The following is a 25,723-nucleotide window of genomic DNA, read 5'->3' on the forward strand; positions in this document are numbered from 1 at the left end:
TTTACTAAACTTTGTAAGTTTGGTAAAGCTTACTGTTCGGTAACACCGGCTGAGGTTTATTACCTTAAAGCAGAGGTTGCTACCTTTCTGGGCATCAGCTCTCCCGGCAATGGTCTCCTGCCATAATTAAAGATTGTACCTCCGAATAAGCTTACTGTTCGGTAACACCGGCTGAGGTTTATTACCTTAAAGCAAGAGGTTGCTGCCTTTCTGAGCATCAGCTCTCCCGGCAATGGTCTCCTGCCATAATTAAAGATTGTACCTCCGAATGCCGTAGAGTCCTCTGCGAGAGACTCTACTGGGAAGTAAACCTCAATTTCTTTATCACACCCCATTTACCAAATACCGTTTTACCGGTCACTGTTTACTGATTACTGGTCACTGTTTACCAAACACTTCGGTCTTCGGTCTCCCGTCTTCCAACTTCAACCCCTTCCAACCACCGATCACTGATTACCGGTCACCGATTACCGCTCACCGCTCACCAGTCACCGACAACTTCAACTCAAAATAATCCCCTCCTTCTGCAACTCGCGCTGGATGGCTTCTTCGAGGTCTTTTTTCGAAATGGCGCTTTCATTGCGGGCTATGGCTCTGAGGGTGGACTTGCGCACTACGTTCATCAGTACACCTCCCGTTAGTTCGTATTTTTCGGCTACACTTCGTTTGTCGATGGATGGCTCCAGTGGGAGCTGATCGGAAAACGACTTTTCCAAAAGTGCGAGGCGCTCTTCCACGCCTGGCGTGCGAAACTCGATCATGGACTGGAACCGTCTGGTAAAGGCTTCGTCAATGTTTTCCTTCAGGTTTGTGGCCAGGATCACTACGCCTGAAAAATCTTCGATGCGCTGGAGCAGATAGCCTATCTCCTGGTTTCCAAACCGGTCGTTGGCACTGTTGACCTGGGTGCGCTTGCCAAAGAGAGAATCCGCTTCGTCAAAGAATAGGATCCAGTCGCTTTTTTCTGCCTGATCGAATACTTTGGCCAGGTTTTTCTCGGTTTCTCCGATGTACTTCGATACCACCATGCTCAGGTCTATTTTGTACACCGGCTTTCCGGTACTCTTCCCCAGCAGGGCCGCAGTCATGGTCTTGCCGGTACCGGGAGGACCGTAAAAAAGGCTTTTATAGCCAGGCTTTAGTCTCCTGCCAAGTCCCAGATCGCTCATAAGAATGTGCCCTAGTTCTGCCCACTCTTTGATCTCGCGGATGCTTTCCGAGGTTTTCTTGCTCAGCACTACATCTTCCCATTCGAGTTGGGTATCTATGAGTTGAGCAGGAAAGTCCTCCCCATACGTTGGGTGGAAAGCTTCACCAGTGATCAGAAAATCGATGTACTCATCGGCCACCAGCCACTCTCGGCTCAGTCGTGGTGTTCCCTTTCTGCGGGAGGCTCCGGTAATCACGTGGTTGGCTGTCAACACATGGCCGGGCCTGAAGATGTACTGGTAGTCCAGCCGCTTTTGCAGGTCATCACCCGCGAGGATGAACATGGCAGTTTCCGCAGTAGGCACGAGGCCGGAGTGCCCCTCCATAAACAGTCCGCCAAACTCGCTGAACCTACGGTCGTAGTCCTGGTTTTTGGATGAAAGGATATCCAGCACTCCGGGTTTGAGGTGCGGAGCCAGCCCAAGGATGAGGACCAACCGTTCGGCCACATTGAGGTCGTGTTGGTGCACGAACTCCACATAGGTGCCGCCACCTGCCGAAAGGTCGGGAACCGGGAGGTCTTCGATGGACAGATAAGGGGTGTCGTGCCCAAAGTGCAAGGCTATCCGAAGGTTGATCACTTCACTCAACCACTTCAGTTCATCGGTCAGTGCCTGTGCATTTTGTTGCAATGTATTGTTGTTTTTCATTACGATCATATCCATTCTACTATTAAAACTTCGTTCATCCAGGGCAGCTTCACGGCATTGAAGCTCCAGGGTAATTTTTCCAGGGTAATATCATAAGTTTGTTTGCTTACCTGCAATAGCCAGTGGCCGTCCCGGCTTTTGAGTAAACCCTCTCTATGGATGTAGGAGACGCGCAAACCTGCCGGAGTAAGGTTTTTCCAGTAAGGGCCTCTGGCAATGACCGCTTGCAGTAGTCCCTCAGCCATTTCTTTGTCGTCTTCGGTAAGCTGAACGGGTTCAACCGGTTCATCGAGGGGAATGCCGCATAGCACCTTATTCAAGGGCAGTTGCCCTTCGAACAGCTCTTCATCTGCGGCCTCCACGAGGTGCTGTAACACACAAGCGGCTTTGTTTCTGGCCTCGGCATTATGAAACTCCTTGTCGGTGAGTAGCCCGAGGTTTTCAAAGAATCGCTGTAAAAAGGGCCACAAAAGCACCAACCCTGCATTGTTAATGGCAATAAAATCGGTGTCTTCAAATTCGGATTGCATGGCTTCGATCACCCGGGGGGTTGAGATAGCCTGCATCTGCTTTAAAGTAGACTCAATCTGGTTGAGTTGTTTTGCCAGTGGCCGCAGACTGGCTTCTGTGATAGCCTTTAGCTTAGGGGCGTGGTTTTTCAACTCGTGCAGTAAGGTGTCTATATTTTCAATTCTTGCATGTGCTTCTTCACCGGTATGAGGTCTCATAGCCACCTCTCCTCCATCAAGGGCTTTCATCAGCTTTCGAAGTTCAATGAGTTCGGCAGGCCGGACCTGCTGAAATGAAGGCAGCTGAAGGAATGCAGAAAAGTGCTGAAAAAAGCGCTGCCAGGTGATGTTTTCAGGGTGTTTCTTTTGAAGCTTCCTTACCAGCAACTGTACTTCCTGCTGATCTCTGTTCACTACGGTCTTGCCCGTGCCCTGCCATTGGTTCGTAACCTGCTGATCTGCGCCCAACACGGTTAGCGCACTGGAAATTGTTGTCCTTTCCAGCCCTTCATAGTCTTTGGCGGTGGTTATCTGGCCAAAGGCTGCTGTCCAAAATGCTTTTGCAATCGCCCGGTCCGTTTGAGGCCTCGACCATTCGCCTGCATGCTGTTTCACCTGCCTGACAAATTCATTTTTGGTTTTGTGAAGGTGACTAACGTCTACGGTGGTCAGCAAGGCTAAGGATTGAAGCGTCTGCACTTCGGTAAATGTATTTAAGAACCGATTGAGGTAAGTGACGTTATACCTGAGCTGACTGATGAGGCCTTTGAAGGCGTTTTCCGGATGCTGTAGCAGTTCATTGAGCTGCTGATGTAAGTACGTCAGGCTCGCGTTGTCGGCCCACCAGGGGAGTATCCCGTTCATCAGGTAGTAGGATACTACTCGCAAGGGTGTTCTGTCCGGAGTTGTTGTTTCATTTTCCTGCTTATGCTCTTCGGGCGGTTGATGTGCTGCCAGGGCCTGGGCAAACTTTTTGGCAAATACTTCCTCAATCTCCTCCAAACGTACCTGCCCTAAATCGATGGTCAGCTGCGCTATCTGATACTGAATATCATCTTTGCTGAAACGGTCGCTCAGTTGCCTGTCAATGATAGGCACGAGTTTTTCCCGGTAGAGGTCACCTATTTTCCTTTGGGTGGTAAATACATCCTTTTCTTTTGGCATTCGCATCTCGAGGACCTGCCGGTTGACGATATGTTTCTTTTGCAGCATCTTTATCTGTTAAGGTTAATCAGGGTTGACTTCGCTTAAAAACCGGTTAAAGGCCTGATCAAAAAGCTGCATTTCAGCCCTGCCCAGCCACTTGACATGTACTTTCAGGTGGGTGGGTGTCTCTTCTCTTATGGTGTCTTCTACAAACTTTCTGAACTGGTCATTCTGATAGCGCTCTACCCAATTGGGGATGGCAAAGGTCAGCTGGAGTGAGTAGGGATCGTGGTTTTTGCGGACCTTATTCCACCTCCCGGTGGCTTCGCTTTCGGCAAACGGAACAGGGATCTCAAAACCGTTTTCGGTTATGGTGCCTACCTGATGGAGGCCATCATAGTGGGTGGTTCCTGTTATTTCTATGAGATCTCCCTCCTGAAGGTTGTGTTCTGCCACCTGGCAAAGGGTATTGCTCTCCTTGGAAGTTTTGGAAAAGGCCTGTATGGATTCTGTTAAAACATGGTATCTGAGATCGGGCTGTGTCCTTCTCCAGGTAGCCTCGTTCGCTGATCCTTCAAAGGCTATCGCTATTTCAAAGGCACCTTCTTTTACGGCAACCACTTCATACGCACCCTCATATTGCTCATTGCCTCGTATATTTACTCTATCACCTTTTACGAGGGTGTGGTCCGGTGCAAGGCATTGGGTATGTCCTTCACTTTCCCCGGCTTCGAAACCGGTAATCTCTCCGGGTGTATAGTGGGTTCTCACCGGGTATCGATCGTAAGCACCAGGCCTGAGCAGGATGTGTTCTACCATATGAAATCCTTCTGTATCTGCATCGGCAAGGTTTCTTCGGGTATAGTCGTTTATACCTATTTTCCTGGCGATCCTTTTCTCCAGGCCTGATACGTTATCGGTGTTCCAATACTCCTTTTCGCAGTCATACGCTTTGGCTCTGCCTCCACTTATCTTATCGTAGTCTTTTAAGAAGCGGGTTTTATCTTTGATAAGCTGTCTGGATATTTCATTGGCTCTGTTATCACTTTCGAAAGACCGTTGCTGCAACAGGTCAGGATTGGTTTCGGAAAGTTGTTCTGATCTTTTTGGGGCGCCCTCTGATACGCCCTGCAGAAATACTCCATAGCGGCTGAATTTTTCTCCAAAGCGGGCCAGCAGGTGGTTTAGAAATATGTTTTTACGATTCAGGCTATCGGCAGAGTCGGCTGTCATTTCTGCCAGGTATTGTTCATAGCTTTCCTCGCCTACCAGTATGTCTTCTATTCCTGCCCCCGATCCTGTTAACGACTGGTTGAAATAGGTCCGGGTATCATCACCATCAAAGCTGACCAGGTCCTTAAAATGGGCCGTCTGAGAAAAATAATTGGCCAGTTGCTGCTCAAATAAGGCGAGATAGGCCTTGAGTTGTTTGGCCTGCATTTTTCTTTTCTCCGGGGCTGACTCTGGAAGTTCTGAGTCTCCTAAACCAAAATTGGACGGAAAGTAGTTTTGAATAGAGTAGTAACGGGATATGTTCCGGTCTTTGGTTTCGGGGAGCACCATATCGGGCTCTGCCGAATGCAATACGTTCCGGTCAATTGATCCTCTGATTTTCAGGTTATACAATGCGATCACCCTGTCTGCATCTATGTTCGCTTTCAGTCCCTGAGAGGTAAATTGCAGGTGCTCAAGGGTACCTCTGACATCCAGTTTCGGGGCTTTGAGCGGGTCTAATGGCAGCACCCATTTTTTGATCACATCACCTGATGCTACGGATAGTTCATCGATAGATGAAATACCTTCTTCATCCATGATTTCCCTGATCACATCAGAGGAGTGGACTTCTCTCACCCGGGCTTGACGCTGCAGCTCTTCATTATTGATAAACCCGTGTCTCAGCAAGGGGCCTTCAAAGATCTCATCGGTGGTTTTCCCTTGTTCCAAAAGTTGTGACAGGGAATAAAAACGAATGCGTGGTGAAAGATAGGTAGCCACGCGGAACAACACATCGGCTATCAGTTGATTTACATTCTCTACCTTATCGGTCAGGTTGATCACTCCTTGCAGGCGGATGAGCTGCTCGTTGAGGAGCGTGACTTCATCAAAATCTTCACAAACACCACGAACTGCCTGTAATCTGGCTTTTACATGGTTTGAAATATCAATACCTGTTTCATTGGACCAATCATCTTTTTCGATGTCTACTTTGTACAGGCCTCTGGGTTTGATGCCTCCACCTGGCTCTTCATTATTTGGACCCGCCTCAGGTTTAACATAAGGCACTTTTTCGATCCATGCATTTTTTACGCCCTCTACGTCTATGACAATCTTGCGCAGGTCCAGTAACGTGACGGGATTAACAGTTAATATTTTGGCAGGTCCATAGAGTTCTTCGTATGAACTGCTGCCATCTCTGCCGAGCAGGTCAGGGATGTCGTAGTCGATGCGGTAGGCCAGGTCAGTGATGGCATAGCAGAGCTGCTCTAAAATGGTGATGCCCGGATCGTGGGTGTTGTGGTCGGTCCAGGTGCTCCCGGCCATTTGCTGTATGAGCTTTATTCCCTCTGCCCGAAGAAAATCATAGCTCAATGCAGAGTCTTGGGGCAGGTCTTTGGGTATGGTAATTGGTTTTGTCATTTTAATAGTTCTTATGGTCATTTGGATATCAACCTTTGGGCGTAGCCGGGTAATTACTAAAGTCAGTGCTTACAGTTTTATGATGTATGCCAGCACATAGTACGGCGGGCGGTTTTCATGAGACTTGCTACCTCCGGTATCATTGGTATCAAATGAGTGGCTGTGTTTGCCGGCACTACCTGTAGTTCCGGAAGATGAGGCATAGTAATCATAATGATTTCCTGTTTTAGCCCCACGGCCGTGCTTTTTACTTCCTGAGAAACTATGGTTATGTTCACCTGCATCTTTGGTGGACCCGGAGTGGCTGTGAGCCGGCAACTGTGCCGTGGTCAGGGTTACCTGCTCCTGGCCTCCTGTGTTGCCGATCGTGTCGTAATCACCTGTACCACCAAGCCCTACGATAAATCTTCCGGTAAGGTCGGGGGTACCATTTTCGCCATTACAAAGGGCCCATCCGGCCGGGGCATTATCGCCTGACCACATGCAAATGACGCCTTTGGGTAGCCGGTCATCTACATAGGATTTCACTGATTTTTGGGTAGGGATCCTTTCGTCACTGGCATTATTGCCATCCATATTGGAGCTCTTGGAAAAGTTTGTGGCCATTAACGGGCCTTCTACGTTCATACCGCCTTCGGCAAAGACTTTCACCTTTCTTGATGCTCCGGTGTTGCCTGAGGCCATACCATGTATTTTCAGGGCATTTTCTTCATCTATTGAAATTTTGGCGGAGTTTTCATTTTTACCCTGGTTAGGCCCTCCAAATAAAATGCTGCTACTGGTGATATGCATTGAGGCATCTGGCGAGCTGTCTTTACCTGCACCCTGAACACTCAGGGGCGCTGCCGGGTTTTCGGTGCCTAAGCCGAGCTTTCCTAAAACAAAGCTGGGTTTCTCCTGCGCGCCACTTAGGCGCACTCCTTCACGGGTATCTCCGCCTCTTACGGATACTTTTCCATCACTTTTATCTTCGGTCACTTCAAAGATCCGGGAGTGCTGCTTTGTGTTAGAGACAACCGAAAGGGCCGACTCGCTATCACTTCCGTGAATGGTCAGTTTTGACTCTGGCTCTATGGTGCCAATGCCTACTTTTCCATCTTCTAACCTGATAAACAGCCGGCTCTTTCCTGATTTATCTTTGATGTTGAGTCCACGCTGGTTGGTGTCGGGTTCCAAGGGGTCGACTCTGGGGTTCAGGTTGAGCGACCACTCTGCACTTTTTTTAGAAAAGTCTGTATACAGATCCAGGATTCCCTGGGTGCCTACCTCCTCACCTTCAGCTTGCAGGGCCAGTGGGCTTCCCTGCACTTTGGCTATTCCGTCTTCTGCCTGGTTGATGCCTGCATCTACCAGTTGGGCAAAATGCTCCTGGGTCGGGATCTTGTTTTTCAGGAAATGGTTTTTAAGTTCTGATCGGTTTTTCTTATTGATTTCCATAAGGCTATTTTCTTTAAAATGTCATATTTCTTTCTTGTGATACTTATCTGATATCTTCTCCTACTTTAAAATCAAGCTGTACTTTCATGTAGTTGATCCCTTCGAAGCTGTCTTCGTTGAAGGCACTTTCACTCAGCACATCTATCTCGTGTGAGGGGGCCGAAACCATGACCATATCTGAGCGGGACGGGATAACGGCTGCTTTCCCATCATTGATGGCCCGGACGTCTACAAAGGTTTTTCCATCTTCACTTTGAAATAATTTCAGGTGTGCGACATAATCTATGTAGGGCCTTTCGGCAATGAAGTTGATCAGCACACTTGCATTCAATGAGCCTCCAATCCTGATATCACCCTGATCGTTGTAGGCCCATGGGGAAAGGAAGCGCTTGATCTCTTCTATCAGTTTGGCTTTGTAAAATTCCTCGTCATATCCGGGGTAGAATTTTACTGAGCACCGGGTAAGTACTTGCAGATAAAACGGGTTTTGTACTACCACTTCGGCATGTGCCGGTGAGTGGGTGTCGAGGTGCTTTCTGATCTCGAAAAGTGTATCTGCGGCTACTTTGGGGGCAAACGGATTAAAAGGCTGGGTTCCCTTGATGTCGGGTATCACTACCACATCCACCCTGCCTGGTTCCTCTTTTGCCGGAAGGCATTTGACTTTGAACACCTGGGGGAACCTGTCTAAGACCATGTGCTCATAATCCCACATGGTAAGGGCCCTGTTTTTATGCCTGAGTCGCTCACTGATGCGTTTGTAAAGGTCATTGCCCTGCTCTGCAGGTTTGCCTTTGCTGGATGTAAAGGGTTGTGTGACCGATACAATCTCAGAAAAGGTTTTCTTCGTTTCCGTAATGGTTTCCGCCTTCAGGGGTGTTGCAAAATGGGAAGGGGCTACGGTTTCACTGGAAAGTGTAGCGCTTATGGCCTGGGCCAGGATGTCAACCGTATCGGAAACCCCTACTATGTTCTTGTCTACATCGATTTTGAGCCAATGCAGTGCATCCGGCATCAGGGTGCCTCCGGTAGTGGCATCAGCGGGTACTTTGATCCGTACTATACCGGTATTGATCAGGCCGTTGGTGGTGTCTGAGATGATCGCTGATGAGGGCAGACCGACCCATTCATTGTTTCGCAGATAGCTCCACTGTAGTACTGTTTTTTCTACATCAGGGTCAGCACTTCCTTCTGCCATCTGGAAGAGCACGGACAGTATCTGGGGTGCATCCAGATCAGCTATACCCAGGAAAAGCTCCCCTTCGTTGCGATATAGCGGCAGCAATGCCGCATTTTCCTGTTCCAGAAGTTGCTTAAACCCAAAAGGGTGCATATGGTACAGGGCATCATGATCTTTTGCTCCGGCTTTATCAGGGATGATGTCGGTATAGGCGGAATAGTTCAGATGTAGGCTTTTGAGTTTAGGCTGATAAGGTGGATTGATGATCAGTGTTTTTATTTCCGGTTTGTCTGACATTGCCTGTCTTACAAAAAGCGTATTGAAAATGGAATGCTGAAAATCAAGCGGGCTGAGTTCCAGTTTGAAATAACGACTCCAGTCCAGCACTTCTTCTGCTCCCATCTCAACATTAGGATCCTGACGGTAGGTGTAGGTTTCCGGAAAGTTGTGTGCCAGCCTCATGTGTACGTCATGTGGCTCTCTTGGATCATCCAGCAATTCGTCTGCAAACAAGGTGATGTTGCCCACTTTAACATCTTCGTTGGCATTATGAAAAAATACCTCGGCTTTGAAATCTGTGTTTCCTTTTATGGTGTAAAAATCTGGCGTTTCGCCTTGGTCTTCGTCTTTGTCTTTTACCGGCTCGTCTTTCAGGATGTGCCAGTAGTTTTGATAGTATGCGCTAAAGTCTTCGGGTGCTTTTACCCATTGCATTTGCAGGTCGAGACTCTCCAGTTTCTTCAGTGAAATTTCTTTGTTGGTAAAGTAAAAGCTATTGCCCGTTTCCGGCTCTGTGCCAAAGGGTTCAAAGGGCTTTTTGGCACTGATCACTCCCTCGTCATTTTGCAGGGTAATGTCTTTGACGTTTTTTACATCTACTGACAGTTGTATCTTGTTCAGTTTCAGGTCCATCAGGCTGTGGTAATGACTCATGTAACGCTCCTTGCCTATCTCATCGGCCAAAAAGTGGTTTAAAGAAAGTGCCAGGGCCGGATAGGCTGCATCAACATACTGCACCTGATCTTTGGCTTTAAAGGGCACCACGGGCACATCGCTTTCCCGCAGGTTGATCACTACTTTCAACCCTTTTAAATAGACTTGTTGGGGAGAATATTTGCGTACTGCCTGGAGAAATTCATCTGCACTGAGTTCCAGGTCCCCTGCTTTACTGACTTCTACTTCTTCTTGGGAGACTACAGTTGTGACCTGATAGATCAACCCATTGAGGTCAACCAGATATTTGCCGATGTCTAACGGGCTAAAATCCTGGCCTTCGGATTTGATATACTTCTTCTTGTCAGTGATATTGCCGGCAACTTCATCGGATGCTGTGTCTGATATCGCTTCAAACTGTCCTTGATAGGTGCCTTCATACTCTCTGCCAATGTAGTCTCCGAATTCAAACGTGGTATTGGGCGGAATGAACCACTGCTCTTCGCTACTCAGGTGGATCTGAAATGGTCTCTCAACACCCAAACTGAAAAGCGAACTGATCGGATCGGCATTATCGCTTTGCAAAGCAAAATCCATCAACACGGTGATCTGTCTTCTGCCTTCGGTGAGCAACAGTGTGGGGGTGCTTATGGCCAGGCCAATGTTGGCGGGCTTCAGGTCTAAGGCTACACCTTGCTGCCTGCTGCCAAAGGTCTTGAATCGCTTGCTTTCATCATCGTCTCCATATTCGTTAAAGGCATGGGCTTTGGCATCGGATGCAGCGTAAATATCTGACAGTTCTTCCCTAACCGGGGAAGGCAGTATAAAGCCTCGTGTTTCCCTGTCGGCCAGTTCCAGCAACCTATACACTTTATTCCAGTCTTCTTCTTTGGCATTTGCCTCCTCGCCAGTGCGGGCGATGTGATCAAAGTGCTGCTTATCCAGTTTCAGCTCTTCGAAGATGTAATCGGTGGCTTCCTGGCTGATAGCCGGATTGTCGTTCAGCAGGTCTTTATGTACTGAGGCAAAAGATGTAAGACCACCTCGATACAGCGGCAGGTTATCTCCTGGCTTCGGGCTTCCGTACACATGCTTTACCATAGCCTCAAAGCCTTCGTTTTCTCTGATCGCTTTTAATTTGTCCTGTCTTCTTTTTCTGATTTTGGCTTTAAATGCGTTATCTAAGGCATCGTAGACAGGCTGCCAGTTGGTGGGTATATCCTGGCTTTCTTCTCGGCTCTTTTGAAAGATCAGTTTGAAGTCTTCCACGGAAAGGAATAGTTGACCCGTCACATAGTTTTTTGCTGCTACGTTATCCTGCTCCACCAGGGTATCCAGGGCTATGAGGTCTTCCACGCCTTCGGGTAATATTGGCAACGGATCACCGGGCGCAGGGTGGCCCAGTGCTGCTTCCAGCATACGGGTAAGGCCTCTATCTAAGGTGTCTGCATTTTCACGGTGGATATCCTGTATGGCAAGAAGTCGTTTATCAACAAATACATTTTTCAATTGGGCTATTCTGGCCCGGCTGATGATGGTGTCTTCGTCAACGGCATAGTGCAGCGGGTTGCCGTCTTCATCTTCTCCGGCCAGCAGGGTGGTCCCTTTTTTCACTTCCAGTTTGTCAACGTCTTCTGCCAGCCCTAGCAGTACATTGACTACATCAGGTACAGCTTCTCGCGGAGTAAGGGCCAGACGCTCTTTAAAGTAAAAGTCCAGGTGTTTCCGGGTCAGGCCGTTGAGTTGTTCTTTAACATGGTGGAGTAACTTCAGGAATGTTATAAAGAGTACCGAATGGGGTCGTGACAGCCTGGACATCAGTTTCTCATCACTGGCAAAGCTGTCAGGGTCCTCTACAAATGCTGCGAGCTGGCTGGCCCACTGTGCCCGCTGCAGCTCTTTTCCTTTTGGTGACGCTGCTTTGTACTGTATGGCATCATCGATCAAAAACAGTTCCCAGGTGGCTGTCAACTGGTTTTGTTCATCAAAGAATCTTAATTCTTGTGCCAGGCGCTGCGCTTCAACAATAAGCTGCTCTAAGCTCCTGTCATCTACCTTCACATGCGCTGGGTCAAGCAATGGGTTGTTGCGGTCTTGCTGACTGGTGCCATCCCTGAGCAGGAGTTTCTGAGGTGTTAAGTTATCGGTCATCTGTGCTAAATGGTTTGAATTAAGTTGCCTTAGTGTTCTTGTTGTTTGTTATAAATTGCCCTGTACCGGGATATACTTGTATGGGGTCGGCTGTATTGACTGGTGGTGCCATTTTCGCGGGCGATGTGACCTTGAATTGTGAAACGAATGTTTTTCCTTTCAAAATGATCTTTTTACGCCCGCTTTTGGTTTTCTGCGTTAGTTGCCCGGGTTTTAACTCTTTGATGGTCAGGGTTCCTTTTCCCGGCTGAGAGAAAATAGAGGTGGTATAATCGCAAGGGATCTCTACACTTTTTTCATCTCGCTCTACGCATACCCGCTTGCCGTTAATGGTTGTTTTACCCGAGGCTTTGATGTTTTTCTGAAGTTTCGGATTCAGAAATTGAACACCTTTTATCGGTAAGAACTCTACCACGTCTCCATCCATAATTACAATGTCTAATGCCATCTTGTACTCTTTGCTCTTGTTCTACTAAATCGTTGCTTCATTCAGATAGAATGGGTACACCAGGTTGAACCTGTTGTTGGTAGATCGCACCAGGTAGTTTACTGATATGGTGATTATCCCCTCATCCAACCTTGTGTCAAGCACTTGTACTTCATCTGTCTTGATCCTGGGCTCATTCAGGAGAATGGCGTTGGCTACCGTTTTCCGGATGTCGTGGATCATGCGCTGACTGGTTTCTTCGAATACAAACCTGCTCAGCTCACAACCAAATCCTGAGTTCATGGTCCGCTCATTTAATGAGGTAGAGAGTATGATCTGCAGGCTTTGTTTGATGTCTTCTTCTCCTGAAACCATTTCTACTTCGGCTCCTCCGGCATAAAACTCCGGTGGGAATGCCCATCCTTTACCTAAAAACTTATTTTCCATGGCTGTTTTTGTTTTGTCTCTTTCAATGTGTGCAGGTTGATCACTGCTTTGTCGTTGGTCCTTATATCAGGTCAATTTTTTCACCTTCAATCTTTATTTTCCCTTTGGCATTGATGCTGAGGTCTCCCTGGGTATTGATTGAAATACCACTCTGGGCCAGCTCTATTTTATTTTCATTGGCATCTGCGAGGGTTATTTTCTTATTTTTTTTGTCGATGGTGATATAATTTTCATCGGAAGTTGCGAGGGTAACTACCTCATTGTCTTCATCAAAAAGCAACCTGTAGCCTGACTTCAGGAAGATGCCTTTCTGTCCGTTGGTTTTGGTCACTGCCATGGGTACCTGCCGTGATGAGCTATGCATGGCCCCCAGTATGATCACTTGCCGGGGGTCATCATTCAAAAAGCCTACGACTACTTCATCGTTCTTTTCAGGTCTGAAGAGTATGCCTGTCTTATCTCCGGCATAGACGGAAGAGAGGCGTGCCCATACGGTACCTTCGGCACCAAATGCGGGTATGGCTACTTTTACTTTGTATTGTTTTTCCTTGTCTTCTTCAAATGCCTGGACTATCCCCACATGCAGGCCATTGACTCCGGGCAGGAGTCCGGCTGCCTGGGTATCTACTATATTTTTTGAGGATGAAAACCAATCGGCTCCCATTCCAATATATATTTCAGTGGTCCAGCTACTACTATCGGCACATTCATGGATCACTCTGGAGACGATGTTCTTTCCTGAATTTTGTTTGCCTACGCCTTTGATCTCCAGCGTATCTCCAACTTTGATTTTGTTATCCTTACCACGCAGTTTTACGGAGCCTGTGAGCAGTGACATCCTGGATTTCATCATATGTGAGTCTGCCCAGGACTGGAGTTCTTCCGTGCCCATAGGAACCGGATGGAAAAGGCTGGTGCCCTCTGACCCGAATGATTGGGCAACCTTTTCGCCGTCCAGGTTTCCTGTTTTGAGCTCATATGTTCCTTTTTCCGGTGATGTGACCTGAAGTTTGGCTCCATTCCACCCGCGGGCTTCAACCTGGGTGTATTGATCGCTGCCATTTACCTGCAGGTTTACATCGAGTATATGTGCGGGTCGGGTGCCTCCGATTTCAATCTCCTGGCGGGCTTTGCCGGCAATTTGAGGCCTGACGGTGGATAGTTTACCTTCCTCCACTAAAACCAGTTGCGAATTGGCCTCGGCCCTGGAAACTATAAAATCCCAGTCTGTTACATAGTTTTGCACCATTTGGGTGTGTTTTACCTCGGTCTTGGCAAGGCTATCGACCCCCAGGCCTTTATCTTTATACTTCTCAAGGATGTTGCTTATAATATCCTTGTCATTTTTATTGGCATAGACGCTACTGACCCGGCTGTTAGTCATTTTAACTGCTTGATCGCTGAGGTCTACTTGCAGGATGTTGCCTTCATGGGCCGAACCTGAGCCTTCGATACTGAGACTGACCACTACCCCACTGAAAATTTTGGTCTCAGACTTCATGTTCCTCTCTTCTTTGATCAGGATCTCTATCTCTTTCCCAATGTCAAAGTATCCGTTATCGAGATGCTTGTACTTCTGAGTTGCGGGGTTACCCACTATTACTTTGAGCTCCGCTTTGGGAATCTTATTGAACTCATGTTCGGTACTCACTGACATGATCCGGAGCCCTGGTATTTCCCGCTTGTTCTGGTCTTTTATGATTATAGTATCTGCCATGCTTATTTTTCAATGGGTGGAAAGTAGATCTCCTGGCCTGCTTTCAGGTTTCTGAAGTCATCGAGATTATTGGCTTTGGCCACATAGAGGTAGTATTGGGGTGAGCCATAAATTTCTTCGCACATGAGTGGCAGTTGATCGTGGGCTTTTACTACTCTCACATGGGTCAGGTCCGGAGAGTTTTTGCCTTCTATGACGGTCTGGATCTCTTCTTTGCGATCGTAGAAGAGGTCTACGTCAATCTCAGCTCTCAGGGGTGATCCGCTCTTACTGAACAGGGTGTAGTTGATCTGGGCAGAACTTAGGCGGCAGGGAAATATGAAGGCTCCCCAGCTAAATACCAGATATCTTGTCTCGTGGATATCTCCACTGTACCCCATATGCTTGCGCAGGAAATCTATGTCTTCATTAACTATGTTGGAATCTTCCTTTGTCAGGGCTGCGGCTGCAGCAAAGCTGTATTCATCGTCTACACCGGAACCATCGATGATCATTTTAAAACGTACGGTCTCGGGACTGATGGACTTGAAGGCTGCTGATGCGGCCGTATTTCCTATCCCCACGGACATATCGTGATTGTTGTTGATGCTGACAGTGTATGATTCGGGGTTGAACATAAACTCGTACTCTGCAAAATTCCCCGACCTGTCGGATGTCTCGTAGGCCCTGAGGCAGGCCTTCTCAAGTTTTGAACTAAAAAATCCCATTATCTACGTTTCTTCTTTTCCAATACTTTTAACACTTCTTTGACTGTTTCGCGCACCAGGGCTTGCTTTTGGTAGGCGGTATTCGCGCCTGAACTGTTCCGCTTTTCTTCTTCGGTCAGTACAGCCCTTATCACGATCTCTTTTATCTCTACTGCCATGTTTATAGGGTTATCGCCTGATACCTGGTGTAAGCGAGCTCCATGGAATCGATCACTACTTTGCCGTCCTGGGCATCTAGATCTGCAATGGACCATTTTACGGGATAGGCTTTCTCAAAGACCCATGCCCCAAGGGGAATGCCGGTACCGTTCATCAGGGTGACTATGACTTGCGAGGGTACAAACTGAAACCTGGAGAAGGTGTTTAGAAATTCTCCTCTTAATGGTGACAGCAGCGTGTAGCCTCTTTCTAAAATGAGGTTGCCATAGCCTATGCGACCGGGTACTCTGTATGCATGCAGGTTCTGCCCTCCTTCATTGATGGTATCCAGCTGAACTTCAGAACTGAGCCCGCTTACCCGCTGAAAGAAAATATCTCCGAGGTAGGGCAATCTTCCTGCCCGGAGGAACAGGACTGAAAACCTGTGTGATAATGCGGGATCTAGTAATCCTTCCATAGTAAAATGGGTTAATGCTTATTTTAAAATTGTTTGTGCTTAAGCCTCTGAATGGGTTATCCTCAAATCGTGGGCAATCAAATTCAGGCTTTCAATGGCTACATCATTGGTGCCGGCACTAAATGCCGGGGCATCTAGTTTGAATGGCAATGCGCGGGAAACGTCCCAGCTTACAATAGCGTGGCCTCTCTCATCGCACAGCTCAATTCTGATATCCTTTTTTTCTTCTGACTTGAGCCACTCGTACAGGTAGGCGCGCTTTCTGGCTACTCCTCTCCGAAGGGTAACGTTGATGGGTTTGCGCTGTGCCCGTACCAGGTGGTCTCCTGTAAGCCAGCTGAGTCCATGCCTGTAGAGTACATGGTTGTAATCTATCTCCAATCCCGATACTTCCGAGAAGGACATTACTTCACTTCCATCGATAATTACCTGGTAGTTATATACCGGTAAAGGGTAGCTTCCTGCGATTTTCTCTTTATCCGTTGCCATTGATATTTAATTATGGTATAGCCATTGTAAAGCCTGAATTTGAAATAGGATCGAGCTGAAAAACTGTGGAGCAAATGGATCAGAAAATAAAATCTGCAACGTGAAGCTTACCAATGAAAACCAGTAAACTGTGTCCGGTGCTATTTTATACCAGTTTGCCAACTGCTTTTGCCGGTTGCCTTTAACAATTGTCTGTCATACACCGAGACGAAAAGTCAGTGTTTCCGCAGAAATTCGGCTTGATCCCTGAAATACACCCTAGGCTTCTGCCATGGTCACTCTCGAGGCCATCAGCTCCAGAGATTCGATGGCCACTTCGTTGGAGCTTGCATCGAAAGATGGCGCAGAAAGTTTGGTTGGAAATGCATCGATCACTGTCCAGCTCACTACGGTGGTTCCGGTTTCATCGAGCAGGTGAACTACGATATCTCTTTTGTCCACGCGATTGAGTCCGATATCATTGATCCAGCTGTAAAATGCTTCGATGCTTTTCCCTTTCACAAATCCCTTTTTCAGGGAAATGTTCACGGGCTGTATCTGCCCTGGCATATACATGATGTTGGGTCCGCTTTTGCTGCCATCAGTAAAGCTTTCTTTATAGGTGATGGTATCGAAGGCCAGTTCCAGGCCTGAAACTTCTGAAAAGCTGATCGACTTACCGTTGATGTCTACCCTGTAGTTATAAATCGGCAAAGGGTAGTCTGTTCTTATTTGATCTTTGGTTAAGGCCATTTTTTATGTATTAATTTTGTTATCAATTTTTATGATTTGAAGAGGCTATAATTAGTTAGCCTCTTGCAGTTTATGAGAGAATCTAAGCACGACAAATTCTGCTGGTCGTACGGCCGCGATACCTATCTCTACAATCATGCGTCCTTCCAGAATATCCTGCTGTGTCATGGTTTTGCCCAGTCCGATATTTACAAAGTAGGCTTGCTCGGGTACTGAGCCTGTAAGTGCGCCCTGCTGCCAGATGCCATAGAGGTAGCTATCGATCATGGCTTTTACTTTCAGCCAGGTGGCGGCATCATTGTTTTCAAAAACAGCAAAGTACGATGCCTTTTTAGTGGCTTCTTCTATGGTGTTGAATAGTCTGCGAACTGAGACATACCTCCACTCGTTGTCGTTTCCGGCCAGTGTGCGTGCGCCCCATATGAGTGTACCTTTTCCGGTAAAGCTGCGAATGGCATTGATAGACTTGCCTGCATTGGCGTCTACGTTTAGCTTCTCTTGGTCGGCCGAGGTGATTTTTGTTACGGGACCGATAACCGCATTCAGGCTTATGTTGGCAGGGGCTTTCCATACGCCTCTCGTTCTGTCGGTGGTAGAGTAGGCTCCGGCTACGGCTGCACTCGGTGGCAGTATAACCCTTTGCTTGGCCAGCTCGCTGACAATTTTACTATAAAGGGCTGATTTTGTACTCTTCACACTGGCAAGTGTAAATGAATCGGAAGATACCAGGGCAAGGTCGTTTACCGCACTGTTGGTGGTAACTACTGTACCTTCGTTATCCAGTGATTTGATATCGAAGTCTTCTTTAGCCGCAAAAGCTTCCCATGCCTTGATGACCTCGCTTACGGGTTTTCCATCCCCTACATTGGTGATGGTCAATAAGCCATCTGCAATGGTAAAATCGGGTGCACTGGCGGCTGTACCTTTGTTGATCTTGAATCTTGGCTGATCAGATGCCGGGCCTGAGTAGATCACTTTTATGGTTCCTGGTATTTCAAACTGTAGACTATCTACAGCCAATGCGCCTGAGATCTGCACCTCCGAATCTTTGTATATGTGGTTGAGGGAGGTTTGTAAATATGGGGTATAGGCGGCTCCATATTTCAGGTTGTTGGTTCCTATGCCGTTTCTGAATTCTTCACCTTTGGCATCGTCCTTACGCACATCAAACACACAGAATCTGTCTTTGAGGTCTGCACACTGGCTCAATGCGGCCTTGCATACTTCGTAGTAATCTGCTGAGGCCAGCTGGGTGGCTTCACCGAGCATAATGAGGGTGGGTTCGTCCTCTTTGCTAAGTGTTTCCAGACCGTCTAAAAAGGCTTGTTTAGTGACCTGGTCGCTGTAAGTACCCACTGAAATGATGTAGCACTCTCCTCCTCCATTTTTGAAGTACAGGTCAAGGGCATAGTATAACCAGCTTTTGGGAGGTGCTACGTTGATACCTTTTACAGAATCATCTGCATTGACTGATACTGAAAATGATGTTGGCTGTGCTTCGCCAAATATTTCTTTGTACTCTAGCAAAGTGGAAATGCGAACAGCCTGGCCGGCTACACTTTTACCTTCTTTGACTGCTTTTTCGGTGTATCCTATAAATGCTGGAACTGCAGTGGATACATCTGCAACCGAAGGGGGCAACGTGGGCACTTCCTCGGTATAAACATCTGGTGTTAAAAAACTTGACATATCTATTAATTTTAATTGTTTTACTTATTTAATTTGAATGATCTTAAAGTCTCTGTCCTTCAGATCCGGGTTAGGAAGATGGCTGATAATAACATCTTCATTACGGGTCAGTTGCAGATTTTTCAAGGCTCTCCTCCGAAAGGCTATGGGTGTTTCCGATTCGAAGAGGAATAGTTTTTCGTGCGGGAAATTTGACCTGAGGGCCATGATTATTTTATCTACTGTATCGTTTTGAAGGTCTACGCTCTTAAAGCGTAGTTGCTGGCTTCTGTCTTCAATGGTCAGGTTCGATGTGCTTTCATCTGATACAAAGTAGTATTTCCACCTGGCTGATTTGGCTGAAAATGCCATAGCGTATTTTTGAGCTGCATTGGCAGCTATCAATGCCTTATCGATGGTTATTTCTACTTTAGCGGCTATTGGAAATCCTTTGTAGGAACCTGCTCCCTCTGCTACCGATACAGCCAGGGTTGTTTCATTTTTGCTCAGCCCGAGGTTGGTAAACTTCAGTATTTCTCCCGTTCCAAAGTCAGGCGCTTCTGTGAAGGCGTGAAAGGTATTGGAGGTTGGGTAGACTTCGAAGGTCAGTACGTCCCCGAGCTGAAGGTTATGTCTTGGGGTACCCTGATCATCAAGCTCCATTAATATTCTTATCCCGTTTATCATGGGCTTCACCAGAAACCGCTGCCCTCTCAATAGTCGCAGGGTGGACGCATCAGGTGTCATGACCATCTCTACCATTTCATCGGCTTCAAAGTATTGATGGTTGATCTCTATCTTAAAAAACTCACTGTATCTCATTGGTCTACTTTGTTAAAACTGATAACTGATGCGCTTTCTCCGACATGTTCAATGCTCTCTTCGTCCAAAAATGTGAGTACCCGTATTCTGTAAAGCACTGAGGGCAGGTAGGATGTATTCAATGAGTGCCACACCTGGTTTTGCTCTTCGAGGGGCAATGACACGAGCTCTATGACGAGCTTATCGATGTTTTCATCGGAGAGTTTCGGTGAGCTTTGCTGGTTAAAATTTTTGTTGGCCTGGAAAAACCTGATCACATAGGACAGGAAATTGAGTGCCTGGTTGTAATCGCTGAATTTGGAAATGAAAAGGACAAGAAGCTCCAGTCGGATCTCGGGGTTGATTTGTGTTCTGATCCCTTCGTGGGTAATGCCAGCATATTGATCGGGCTTTCTGAATATACGATCTTCGGAGACATTGATCAGAAAGGGTGTGATGGCATTGTTGGTGAACGAGACAGGGTCGTTGGCTCCGCTATCTATGAACTTCACGAGGTCTCCGTCTACTGCGGCCTTTAGCCGGAAGTATTCGTTTAGCTTTTCTTTTAGTACGTTTAATACACTATGTATCATGCTTATATTCTGGTAAAAACCGAAACTTAAATGGCTGACTTTGCTGCCGGAATCTATGTGATTGGCAGCTTGATGTCGCGCTATTTATTATGTGATTTTTTTATTAATAACTTGAATTCACTACCAACAGGATCTTTATTTGATTCTGGATTTACCGTTCTGGTTAATCCAAATGATGCTGTTATATTCGCTTTTGATATAACAAAGGTAGGGTGAAATGACACCTTAGAACTAATACTAATCCGTTAAAAATTATAACATTTACGACACCACTCTAGCACAAATCTGACCGGATGCAACATTCCCGACATGGCGGGATTTTTATGCTTGTTGGGGGGTGGTGCCTGGATGACGCAGAGTCCTCTGCGAGAGACTCTGCTGGGAAGAAAGTTTCCTCCTCACAACGTCCATATCGTCACCCTGAAATTTTCTGTATTGTAACCCGAAATATTACCACCAAACTTCATAGAAAATATTCAGGGTCTCCCGGATCTGGGCGGTGTATAAACCTTTGACTGCATGCTTAATTTCAGGGTTTAAAGTGCTTGCTGAGCCTGATTAAAGGTGGCTGTCGGGAGACAGACACCGGAGGCAGGAATAACGCAGAGTCCTCTGCGAGAGACTCTGCTGGGAAGAATTTCCTCCTCACAACGTCCATGTCGTCACCCTGAAATTTTCTGTATTACAACCCGAAATATTACCACCAAACTTCATAGAAAATATTCAGGGTCTCTCGGATATGGGCGGTGTATAAACCTTTGACTGCATGCTTAATTTCAGGGTTTAAAGTGCTTGCTGAGCCTGATTAAAGGTGGCTGTCGGGGGACAGGCACCGGGGGCAGGAATGACGCAGAGTCCTCTGCGAGAGACTCTGCTGGGAAGAAAGTTTCCTCCTCACAACGTCCATATCGTCACCCTGAAATTTTCTGTATTGTAACCCGAAATATTACCACCAAACTTCATAGAAAATATTCAAGGTCTCCCGGATCTGGGCGGTGTATAAACCTTTGACTGCATGCTTAATTTCAGGGTTTAAAGTGCTTGCTGAGCCTGATTAAAGGTGGCTGTCGGGGGACAGGCACCGGGGGCAGACAGCCACAGGATGTAGGCTTTTATATTTTATTGACTCCTGATATTAAAGTTCTGTTAATTCAAATCCATAGTCTTTATAACTAATTATTTTTCTTTCTTTTTCATTAGCCTTCCACGCTTTTTCATGGTGACTTATTTCTATAATATCACTTGTAGCTGTGCGCTTAAATTTGGCTGCAACAGTATTTAGTACTTCCAGTTCAATATCACTAAATGCGTTCGTATTAAATTTTCTACTCTTATTTACTTTGAATTGCTCTCCTACGGCTCCACCTGGAAATTCAGTAACCCAAATATCTATATCCCTTTTGTTGGACATATATTCAAAAATGCTATTGTAGTTATTTGGAACAGGTCCCATATTAATCGCTCTATACCTGGCCCCACTAATTGAAAAACCTGTTTTTTTGAACATTAAAAAGTCTGCATAAAAAAGAAGCTTATTTAGCTGTGTCTTCCAAGGCTCTAGTTTTTCACTAAAAAATATTACCATTTCAGTGAGCTTATCCAGGCTTGGCTTTTTATAACCTGAAAATTGGTTTGAAACGTGGTCTCCTAATAAATAGTCCTGAAATTCCAATGAGAATAAATTCTCTTCCTGCTCTTCAATGAGCAATTCAATCTTTTTAAGAAGTTTCTTTTTGTACTCTACTTCAATATTCTCAGACAGTTCTACTAAATCTCTGAACTTCACCGGATCACCTGCTAATTGAATCAATCTTGCATTTGCCAAACTTGGTACTTCACCACCTTCATAATTTCTATAGCTGTTAATTCCAAAGCCTAATATTTCAGACATTTTGGTAGCGGGCAAACCATATTTTCTTCTGATTTCTTTTATTTCATCAGGGAATGGCAGATTGTGTTTTTCTCTATACTGATTGTATAATTGAATCATATTCAATTCATCTAATTCAGTAGTTGTGAATTGCTCGTCACTTTCCTCGCATAAATAAAAGTGATAAGCCACAGTAAATGACTCTTTTCTAAAATCAAGTGTTCTTAACTCAAATTTTAGTAACATTTCCTTTCCTGTAATTGGGCTTTTCATTACTGTTGTTCTTTAAATCGATAGTTCATTGGTTTTTCAGCTATGTGAAACGAAATGCATATCACCCCACCTTCACCATATCCAATAGATATCTTTATATATACCTCATTCTTTTTTACCTCCTTGCCAAAAACCCACATATCACTTTTTTTGTAAAGCGTATCCTCTAATGGGCCTTCAGCATAATCTACTACTTTTAAATCAAGCAAGATCTTTTTTCTATCAATTGGTCTAATTTCTAAATCAGCCAGGGTTTGAGCATTCTTTCCCCGATCGTCTCGAAAAAAGACGTCAGTCAATTTCATTTTCTCCTTAAATTCCCTTAAAAATTGCTCAACCTCCGTTTTTGTAGCCATCTATTCAACATTACAATACAAATTTAATCAAAATTGATATAAAAACTTTATAGTTGTTTACAAATCAATTATTTTCCTAAAACAAACTTTATAGTTGACTATTCAAAACTTATCATTCCAGTTATTAAACTCGCGATGCTTAGCTAATTCTTTTACATTTTAAAAAACCGGTCATCAATTCTGGCTTTGAAGCATGGACGATGGACTCAACCCAAACTCCTTTTTGAAGCATTTTGAAAAGTATGAGGGGTTGGAGAAGCCTGTTTGATAGGCCACTTCTGCGATATTATCCTGGCTGTAGAGCATGAGTTCTTTTGCCCGGTGAAGGCGCACGGAGGTGATCAGTTGGTTGGGTGACTTATTGGTAATGGCTTTGAGCTTTCGCTGCAGCTGCCGCTCGCTCATGGCCACTTCTCTGCATAGCATTTCTACCCCAAAGCAGGTATTATCCAGATGCGCCTCAATGCTTTGGAGCACATTTTCCAGAAATGAATCGTTTTGCGGCAGCTGTATGTGCGGCAGGCCGTTTGAAGGTCCGCCGGTTAACGCCTGATCCGACACCTGGTAGAGTAAAACAGATTCGCAGGATCCTGTTTCGAAAAACGGTTTAAATTTAGTAAAATTCAGTCCGGCACCTGATAACAGGCTCTTCACAGTCTGGGTGATCAGTATTTGATTGGCATTTGCATGTTTAAGCATCGCTCCCAGACATTCTTCTGTATCACTATTTACGAAGTAGGCCTCATCAGCGGTAGCTTCTTTGATGTGAATACCAAAGGCCAACCGGGCATCCCTTCTCCGAAAAGCACTGGCAAGGTCTAAGCTACAATGGACGGCTTTGCTTGGCCCTTCAAAGGTAGCTGTAAAAGTATCCTGGTTATGCCGGACAACCTTCCCCCGGTATTGTTTTACAAACTGATCAATAAGCTGGCGGTCGGATGGCATAAGTACAGAAGACACTACCCTGGCGGTAACAAATGTAAACAGTCGCTCCTCGTAGCGCTCTTTTGGCTTAATTCCTAATATGAATGTCCGTATTTCATCCAGTACTTCTTCGGTATTCCCTACCCAAAAAAGGTGATCATTACCGTCAAACTCCACTAGTCTGGCTCCTTGTATACGCTCTGCAATGAATCGCCCTTCTTCAATTTTCACATCTATATCATGGGTTCGCTGTATCATTAAAGTGGGTACTTTGACTGAGCCCAGGATGTCTATGATATCAACCTGTGTATTCATTTTTGTGAGCACCATCGCTGCACTCGGGCTAGCCCCGGAACGGAAATAACTGGCCAGCCAATCCATAAACACCTTATCGTTTGCCTTTGAAGGTGCCAGTGACTCCAGGTACATTTCCCCGCTTCCCCAGCTATTTTCGATCATATCATAGACCTCCTGACGCTCTTCATCTGTTGGTGCCCAGGGATAGTCGGGAGAGTATCTCCGTTTGGCAAATATCCCAAAGGTGATCAGAGAGATCACCCGGTCCGGGTAGGTGGCGGCAAATAAGGTGGATACACAGCCTCCTTCAGAATGGCCAAAAAGTATGGCTTTCTCCGAACCAACGGCATCCATAACTGCTCTTATATCATCCATTCGCTCTTCTAACGTGGATAGCTCCACAACACGATCGGATAGTCCTGTACCTCGTTTGTCAAAAAGAATGACTCTACAGACCTTGCCCAGCTCCTTCAGAAAATCAACCAGTTCGGGACAAGCCCACATACAATCGATGTTGGAAACCCAGCCGGGAATATAGACGAGATCAACCGGTCCTGCACCAAATACCTGATAGGCTATATTGATACGACCGCTTTTTGTGTATTGAGTGACAGGCTTCATAAGTTTTCTTTGATTAAAATCCCTTGTATACCAAAGCACAACATTGGTCGGAAAATGTATCATATGGCCATCTACCAACCTACACAAATACGGTGGCCTAATTTTCAGCGTTGCCTGTGGAAATATCACATTATGCCCTCATTAGCGTATATGCCTGATCATCAGCACGCTATAACATAAATATTTTTTGATTTTATTGTTGATGACGAATTTTGCATAGGTATAAATAGATTATTAATACTAGCAAAGGTTCCCAAAGCTACCCAAGGTTGGGTAGCTTTGATTGGAAAACCGGTGACTTTGTGATTCAAACAGGGGCTTTTACTTAAGCAATTATGGTCTTATCATCTCCTCCGGGTTCAAGCTTTATTTCACAACAGTATTAAAAACACTATTGTCCTTAGATTGGTTATTAACATAAGGATCCAGAGTGAACCTAAGCCGTACCTATTCAGATAGTATTATAATTAAAAACCACAGTTACCATGGCACAAAAACTTTTCGACTATTTTCTGCAAGCAGGCGAGCTAGGCGGTGTCCAGGCGCGTACGAGGTTGTCGCTATTAGCAAAAATGACTTCGATTGAAGCAAAATCGAAACCGGATGACGAGGAACATCTCAAGCTTCTTGAGGAACACTTTAAGGTGATTAAAAGAGAATTTGGGGGAGATAAACAGACTAACGGCCACTCTCCTATTATTGAGACGGGGAAAACCACCGTGGACAAACTTCGAAAACAGATGAATATTTTTGCAGACCTTACTTCCACGCGGTCTGTTTATGAGAATGATCTCAAAGCCACAGCCAAGCGCATAACTGAGGCTCTGGTAGAAGCCATTGAAGTGGAGCGCGCCAGTATCTGGCTGTACAATCAGCAACGCACGGCCATTGAGTGCCTGGATTTGTTTGTAAAGTCTGTTAAAGAGCATTCTGAAGGTATAGTTCTCAAAGCTTCCGATTTTCCTAATTATTTCAAAACGGTGGCCACTCAACGTACATTGGCTGCAGAAAACGCACACAAACACCCGGGTACTGCGGAGTTTTCAGAAACTTATCTGCGTCCTCTTGGAATCAACTCCATGCTTGATGTTCCCATTTATGTACATGGGAAAATGGCTGGGGTGGTATGCCATGAACACACCGGTAATTTCAGAAAATGGACCACAGACGAGGAAACTTTTGCCTACCTTATGGGCAACATTGTTGGTCTGACTTTAGAAAAGGTAGGGGAAGCCGCCAGATGATAAATATTCCTGCATATGGCGGTTTACCGGCTTGTATTGTTTAGCTGCATGGCTATAAATTCCTGATATGGCACTCCACATATATGTCC

Annotated in this window: 22 protein-coding genes; 2 read left to right on the forward strand and 20 right to left on the reverse strand. The window is 45.9% G+C overall.

All coding sequences use genetic code 11. The features are described from left to right. Nucleotides 1–59: 59 nt before the first annotated feature. The 17 genes from LVD17_RS24010 to LVD17_RS24090 form a co-directional block, all read right to left on the reverse strand. Nucleotides 60–335 (reverse strand): hypothetical protein, encoded by a 276-nt coding sequence (locus tag LVD17_RS24010; RefSeq protein ID WP_233762128.1) that lies wholly within the window; start codon nucleotides 333–335, stop codon nucleotides 60–62. Nucleotides 336–500: 165 nt separating this feature from the next. After that, a complete protein-coding gene (locus tag LVD17_RS24015; protein ID WP_233762130.1) occupies nucleotides 501–1,868 on the reverse strand; it encodes an ATP-binding protein in 1,368 nt (455 codons plus the stop codon). Further along, entirely contained in the window at nucleotides 1,865–3,580 is a 1,716-nt protein-coding gene (locus LVD17_RS24020; protein WP_233762132.1) for a contractile injection system tape measure protein, read from the reverse strand. The genes LVD17_RS24015 and LVD17_RS24020 overlap by 4 nt, the downstream gene beginning before the upstream one ends. A gap of 15 nt (nucleotides 3,581–3,595) precedes the next feature. Beyond that, nucleotides 3,596–6,151 (reverse strand): baseplate wedge protein, encoded by a 2,556-nt coding sequence (locus LVD17_RS24025; protein ID WP_233762134.1) that lies wholly within the window; start codon nucleotides 6,149–6,151, stop codon nucleotides 3,596–3,598. A 69-nt stretch (nucleotides 6,152–6,220) separates the two neighbouring features. Then, complete coding sequence (locus LVD17_RS24030; protein WP_233762136.1) at nucleotides 6,221–7,588, reverse strand: tail fiber protein; 1,368 nt, start codon at nucleotides 7,586–7,588, stop codon at nucleotides 6,221–6,223. A 43-nt stretch (nucleotides 7,589–7,631) separates the two neighbouring features. Continuing rightward, the gene (locus LVD17_RS24035) at nucleotides 7,632–11,852 is read right to left on the reverse strand and encodes a baseplate J/gp47 family protein (protein WP_233762138.1); all 4,221 of its coding nucleotides are present in this window, start codon (nucleotides 11,850–11,852) and stop codon (nucleotides 7,632–7,634) included. A gap of 19 nt (nucleotides 11,853–11,871) precedes the next feature. Further along, nucleotides 11,872–12,300, reverse strand: coding sequence for a contractile injection system spike tip protein (locus LVD17_RS24040; RefSeq protein WP_233762140.1), 429 nt, complete (start codon nucleotides 12,298–12,300; stop codon nucleotides 11,872–11,874). A 24-nt stretch (nucleotides 12,301–12,324) separates the two neighbouring features. Then, nucleotides 12,325–12,726: a GPW/gp25 family protein gene (locus LVD17_RS24045; RefSeq protein ID WP_233762142.1), complete on the reverse strand. Its 402-nt coding sequence runs from the start codon at nucleotides 12,724–12,726 to the stop codon at nucleotides 12,325–12,327. Between the two features lie 61 nt (nucleotides 12,727–12,787). Then, a complete protein-coding gene (gene vgrG, locus LVD17_RS24050) occupies nucleotides 12,788–14,443 on the reverse strand; it encodes a type VI secretion system tip protein VgrG (RefSeq protein ID WP_233762144.1) in 1,656 nt (551 codons plus the stop codon). Nucleotides 14,444–14,445: 2 nt separating this feature from the next. After that, nucleotides 14,446–15,150: a CIS tube protein gene (locus LVD17_RS24055; RefSeq protein ID WP_233762146.1), complete on the reverse strand. Its 705-nt coding sequence runs from the start codon at nucleotides 15,148–15,150 to the stop codon at nucleotides 14,446–14,448. After that, entirely contained in the window at nucleotides 15,150–15,308 is a 159-nt protein-coding gene (locus tag LVD17_RS24060; RefSeq protein ID WP_233762149.1) for a DUF5908 family protein, read from the reverse strand. The genes LVD17_RS24055 and LVD17_RS24060 overlap by 1 nt, the downstream gene beginning before the upstream one ends. Nucleotides 15,309–15,310: 2 nt before the next feature. Further along, nucleotides 15,311–15,766 (reverse strand): phage tail protein, encoded by a 456-nt coding sequence (locus LVD17_RS24065; protein WP_233762150.1) that lies wholly within the window; start codon nucleotides 15,764–15,766, stop codon nucleotides 15,311–15,313. Nucleotides 15,767–15,805: 39 nt separating this feature from the next. Then, nucleotides 15,806–16,255, reverse strand: a complete 450-nt coding sequence (locus LVD17_RS24070) for a phage tail protein (RefSeq protein WP_233762151.1) — start codon at nucleotides 16,253–16,255, stop codon at nucleotides 15,806–15,808. A 258-nt stretch (nucleotides 16,256–16,513) separates the two neighbouring features. Then, nucleotides 16,514–16,987, reverse strand: coding sequence for a phage tail protein (locus LVD17_RS24075; protein ID WP_233762152.1), 474 nt, complete (start codon nucleotides 16,985–16,987; stop codon nucleotides 16,514–16,516). 51 nt (nucleotides 16,988–17,038) lie between these two features. After that, nucleotides 17,039–18,676 (reverse strand): phage tail sheath family protein, encoded by a 1,638-nt coding sequence (locus tag LVD17_RS24080; protein WP_233762153.1) that lies wholly within the window; start codon nucleotides 18,674–18,676, stop codon nucleotides 17,039–17,041. 24 nt (nucleotides 18,677–18,700) lie between these two features. After that, complete coding sequence (locus tag LVD17_RS24085; RefSeq protein ID WP_233762154.1) at nucleotides 18,701–19,477, reverse strand: hypothetical protein; 777 nt, start codon at nucleotides 19,475–19,477, stop codon at nucleotides 18,701–18,703. Next, nucleotides 19,474–20,049, reverse strand: coding sequence for a Pvc16 family protein (locus LVD17_RS24090; protein ID WP_233762156.1), 576 nt, complete (start codon nucleotides 20,047–20,049; stop codon nucleotides 19,474–19,476). The genes LVD17_RS24085 and LVD17_RS24090 overlap by 4 nt, the downstream gene beginning before the upstream one ends. 30 nt (nucleotides 20,050–20,079) lie before the next feature. Between LVD17_RS24090 and LVD17_RS24095 the strand changes: the two genes are divergently transcribed. Beyond that, on the forward strand, nucleotides 20,080–20,265 hold the full coding sequence (locus tag LVD17_RS24095; protein ID WP_233762158.1) for a hypothetical protein: 186 nt from the start codon (nucleotides 20,080–20,082) through the stop codon (nucleotides 20,263–20,265). 919 nt (nucleotides 20,266–21,184) lie between these two features. Here LVD17_RS24095 and LVD17_RS24100 read toward each other — a convergent pair. The 3 genes from LVD17_RS24100 to LVD17_RS24110 form a co-directional block, all read right to left on the reverse strand. Next, nucleotides 21,185–22,192 (reverse strand): type II TA system antitoxin MqsA family protein, encoded by a 1,008-nt coding sequence (locus tag LVD17_RS24100; RefSeq protein WP_233762160.1) that lies wholly within the window; start codon nucleotides 22,190–22,192, stop codon nucleotides 21,185–21,187. Then, nucleotides 22,192–22,548 carry a hypothetical protein gene (locus tag LVD17_RS24105; RefSeq protein WP_233762162.1) on the reverse strand — a complete coding sequence of 119 codons (357 nt, stop codon included), beginning with the start codon at nucleotides 22,546–22,548 and terminating at the stop codon, nucleotides 22,192–22,194. The genes LVD17_RS24100 and LVD17_RS24105 overlap by 1 nt, the downstream gene beginning before the upstream one ends. A 174-nt stretch (nucleotides 22,549–22,722) precedes the next feature. Beyond that, nucleotides 22,723–24,390 carry an alpha/beta fold hydrolase gene (locus LVD17_RS24110; protein WP_233762164.1) on the reverse strand — a complete coding sequence of 556 codons (1,668 nt, stop codon included), beginning with the start codon at nucleotides 24,388–24,390 and terminating at the stop codon, nucleotides 22,723–22,725. Nucleotides 24,391–24,875: 485 nt separating this feature from the next. Here LVD17_RS24110 and LVD17_RS24115 point away from each other — a divergent pair, with 485 nt between their 5' ends. Beyond that, complete coding sequence (locus tag LVD17_RS24115; RefSeq protein ID WP_233762166.1) at nucleotides 24,876–25,634, forward strand: GAF domain-containing protein; 759 nt, start codon at nucleotides 24,876–24,878, stop codon at nucleotides 25,632–25,634. Nucleotides 25,635–25,723 lie beyond the last annotated feature (89 nt).

The sequence above is a fragment of the Fulvivirga ulvae genome (assembly GCF_021389975.1).
Classification (GTDB): domain Bacteria; phylum Bacteroidota; class Bacteroidia; order Cytophagales; family Cyclobacteriaceae; genus Fulvivirga; species Fulvivirga ulvae.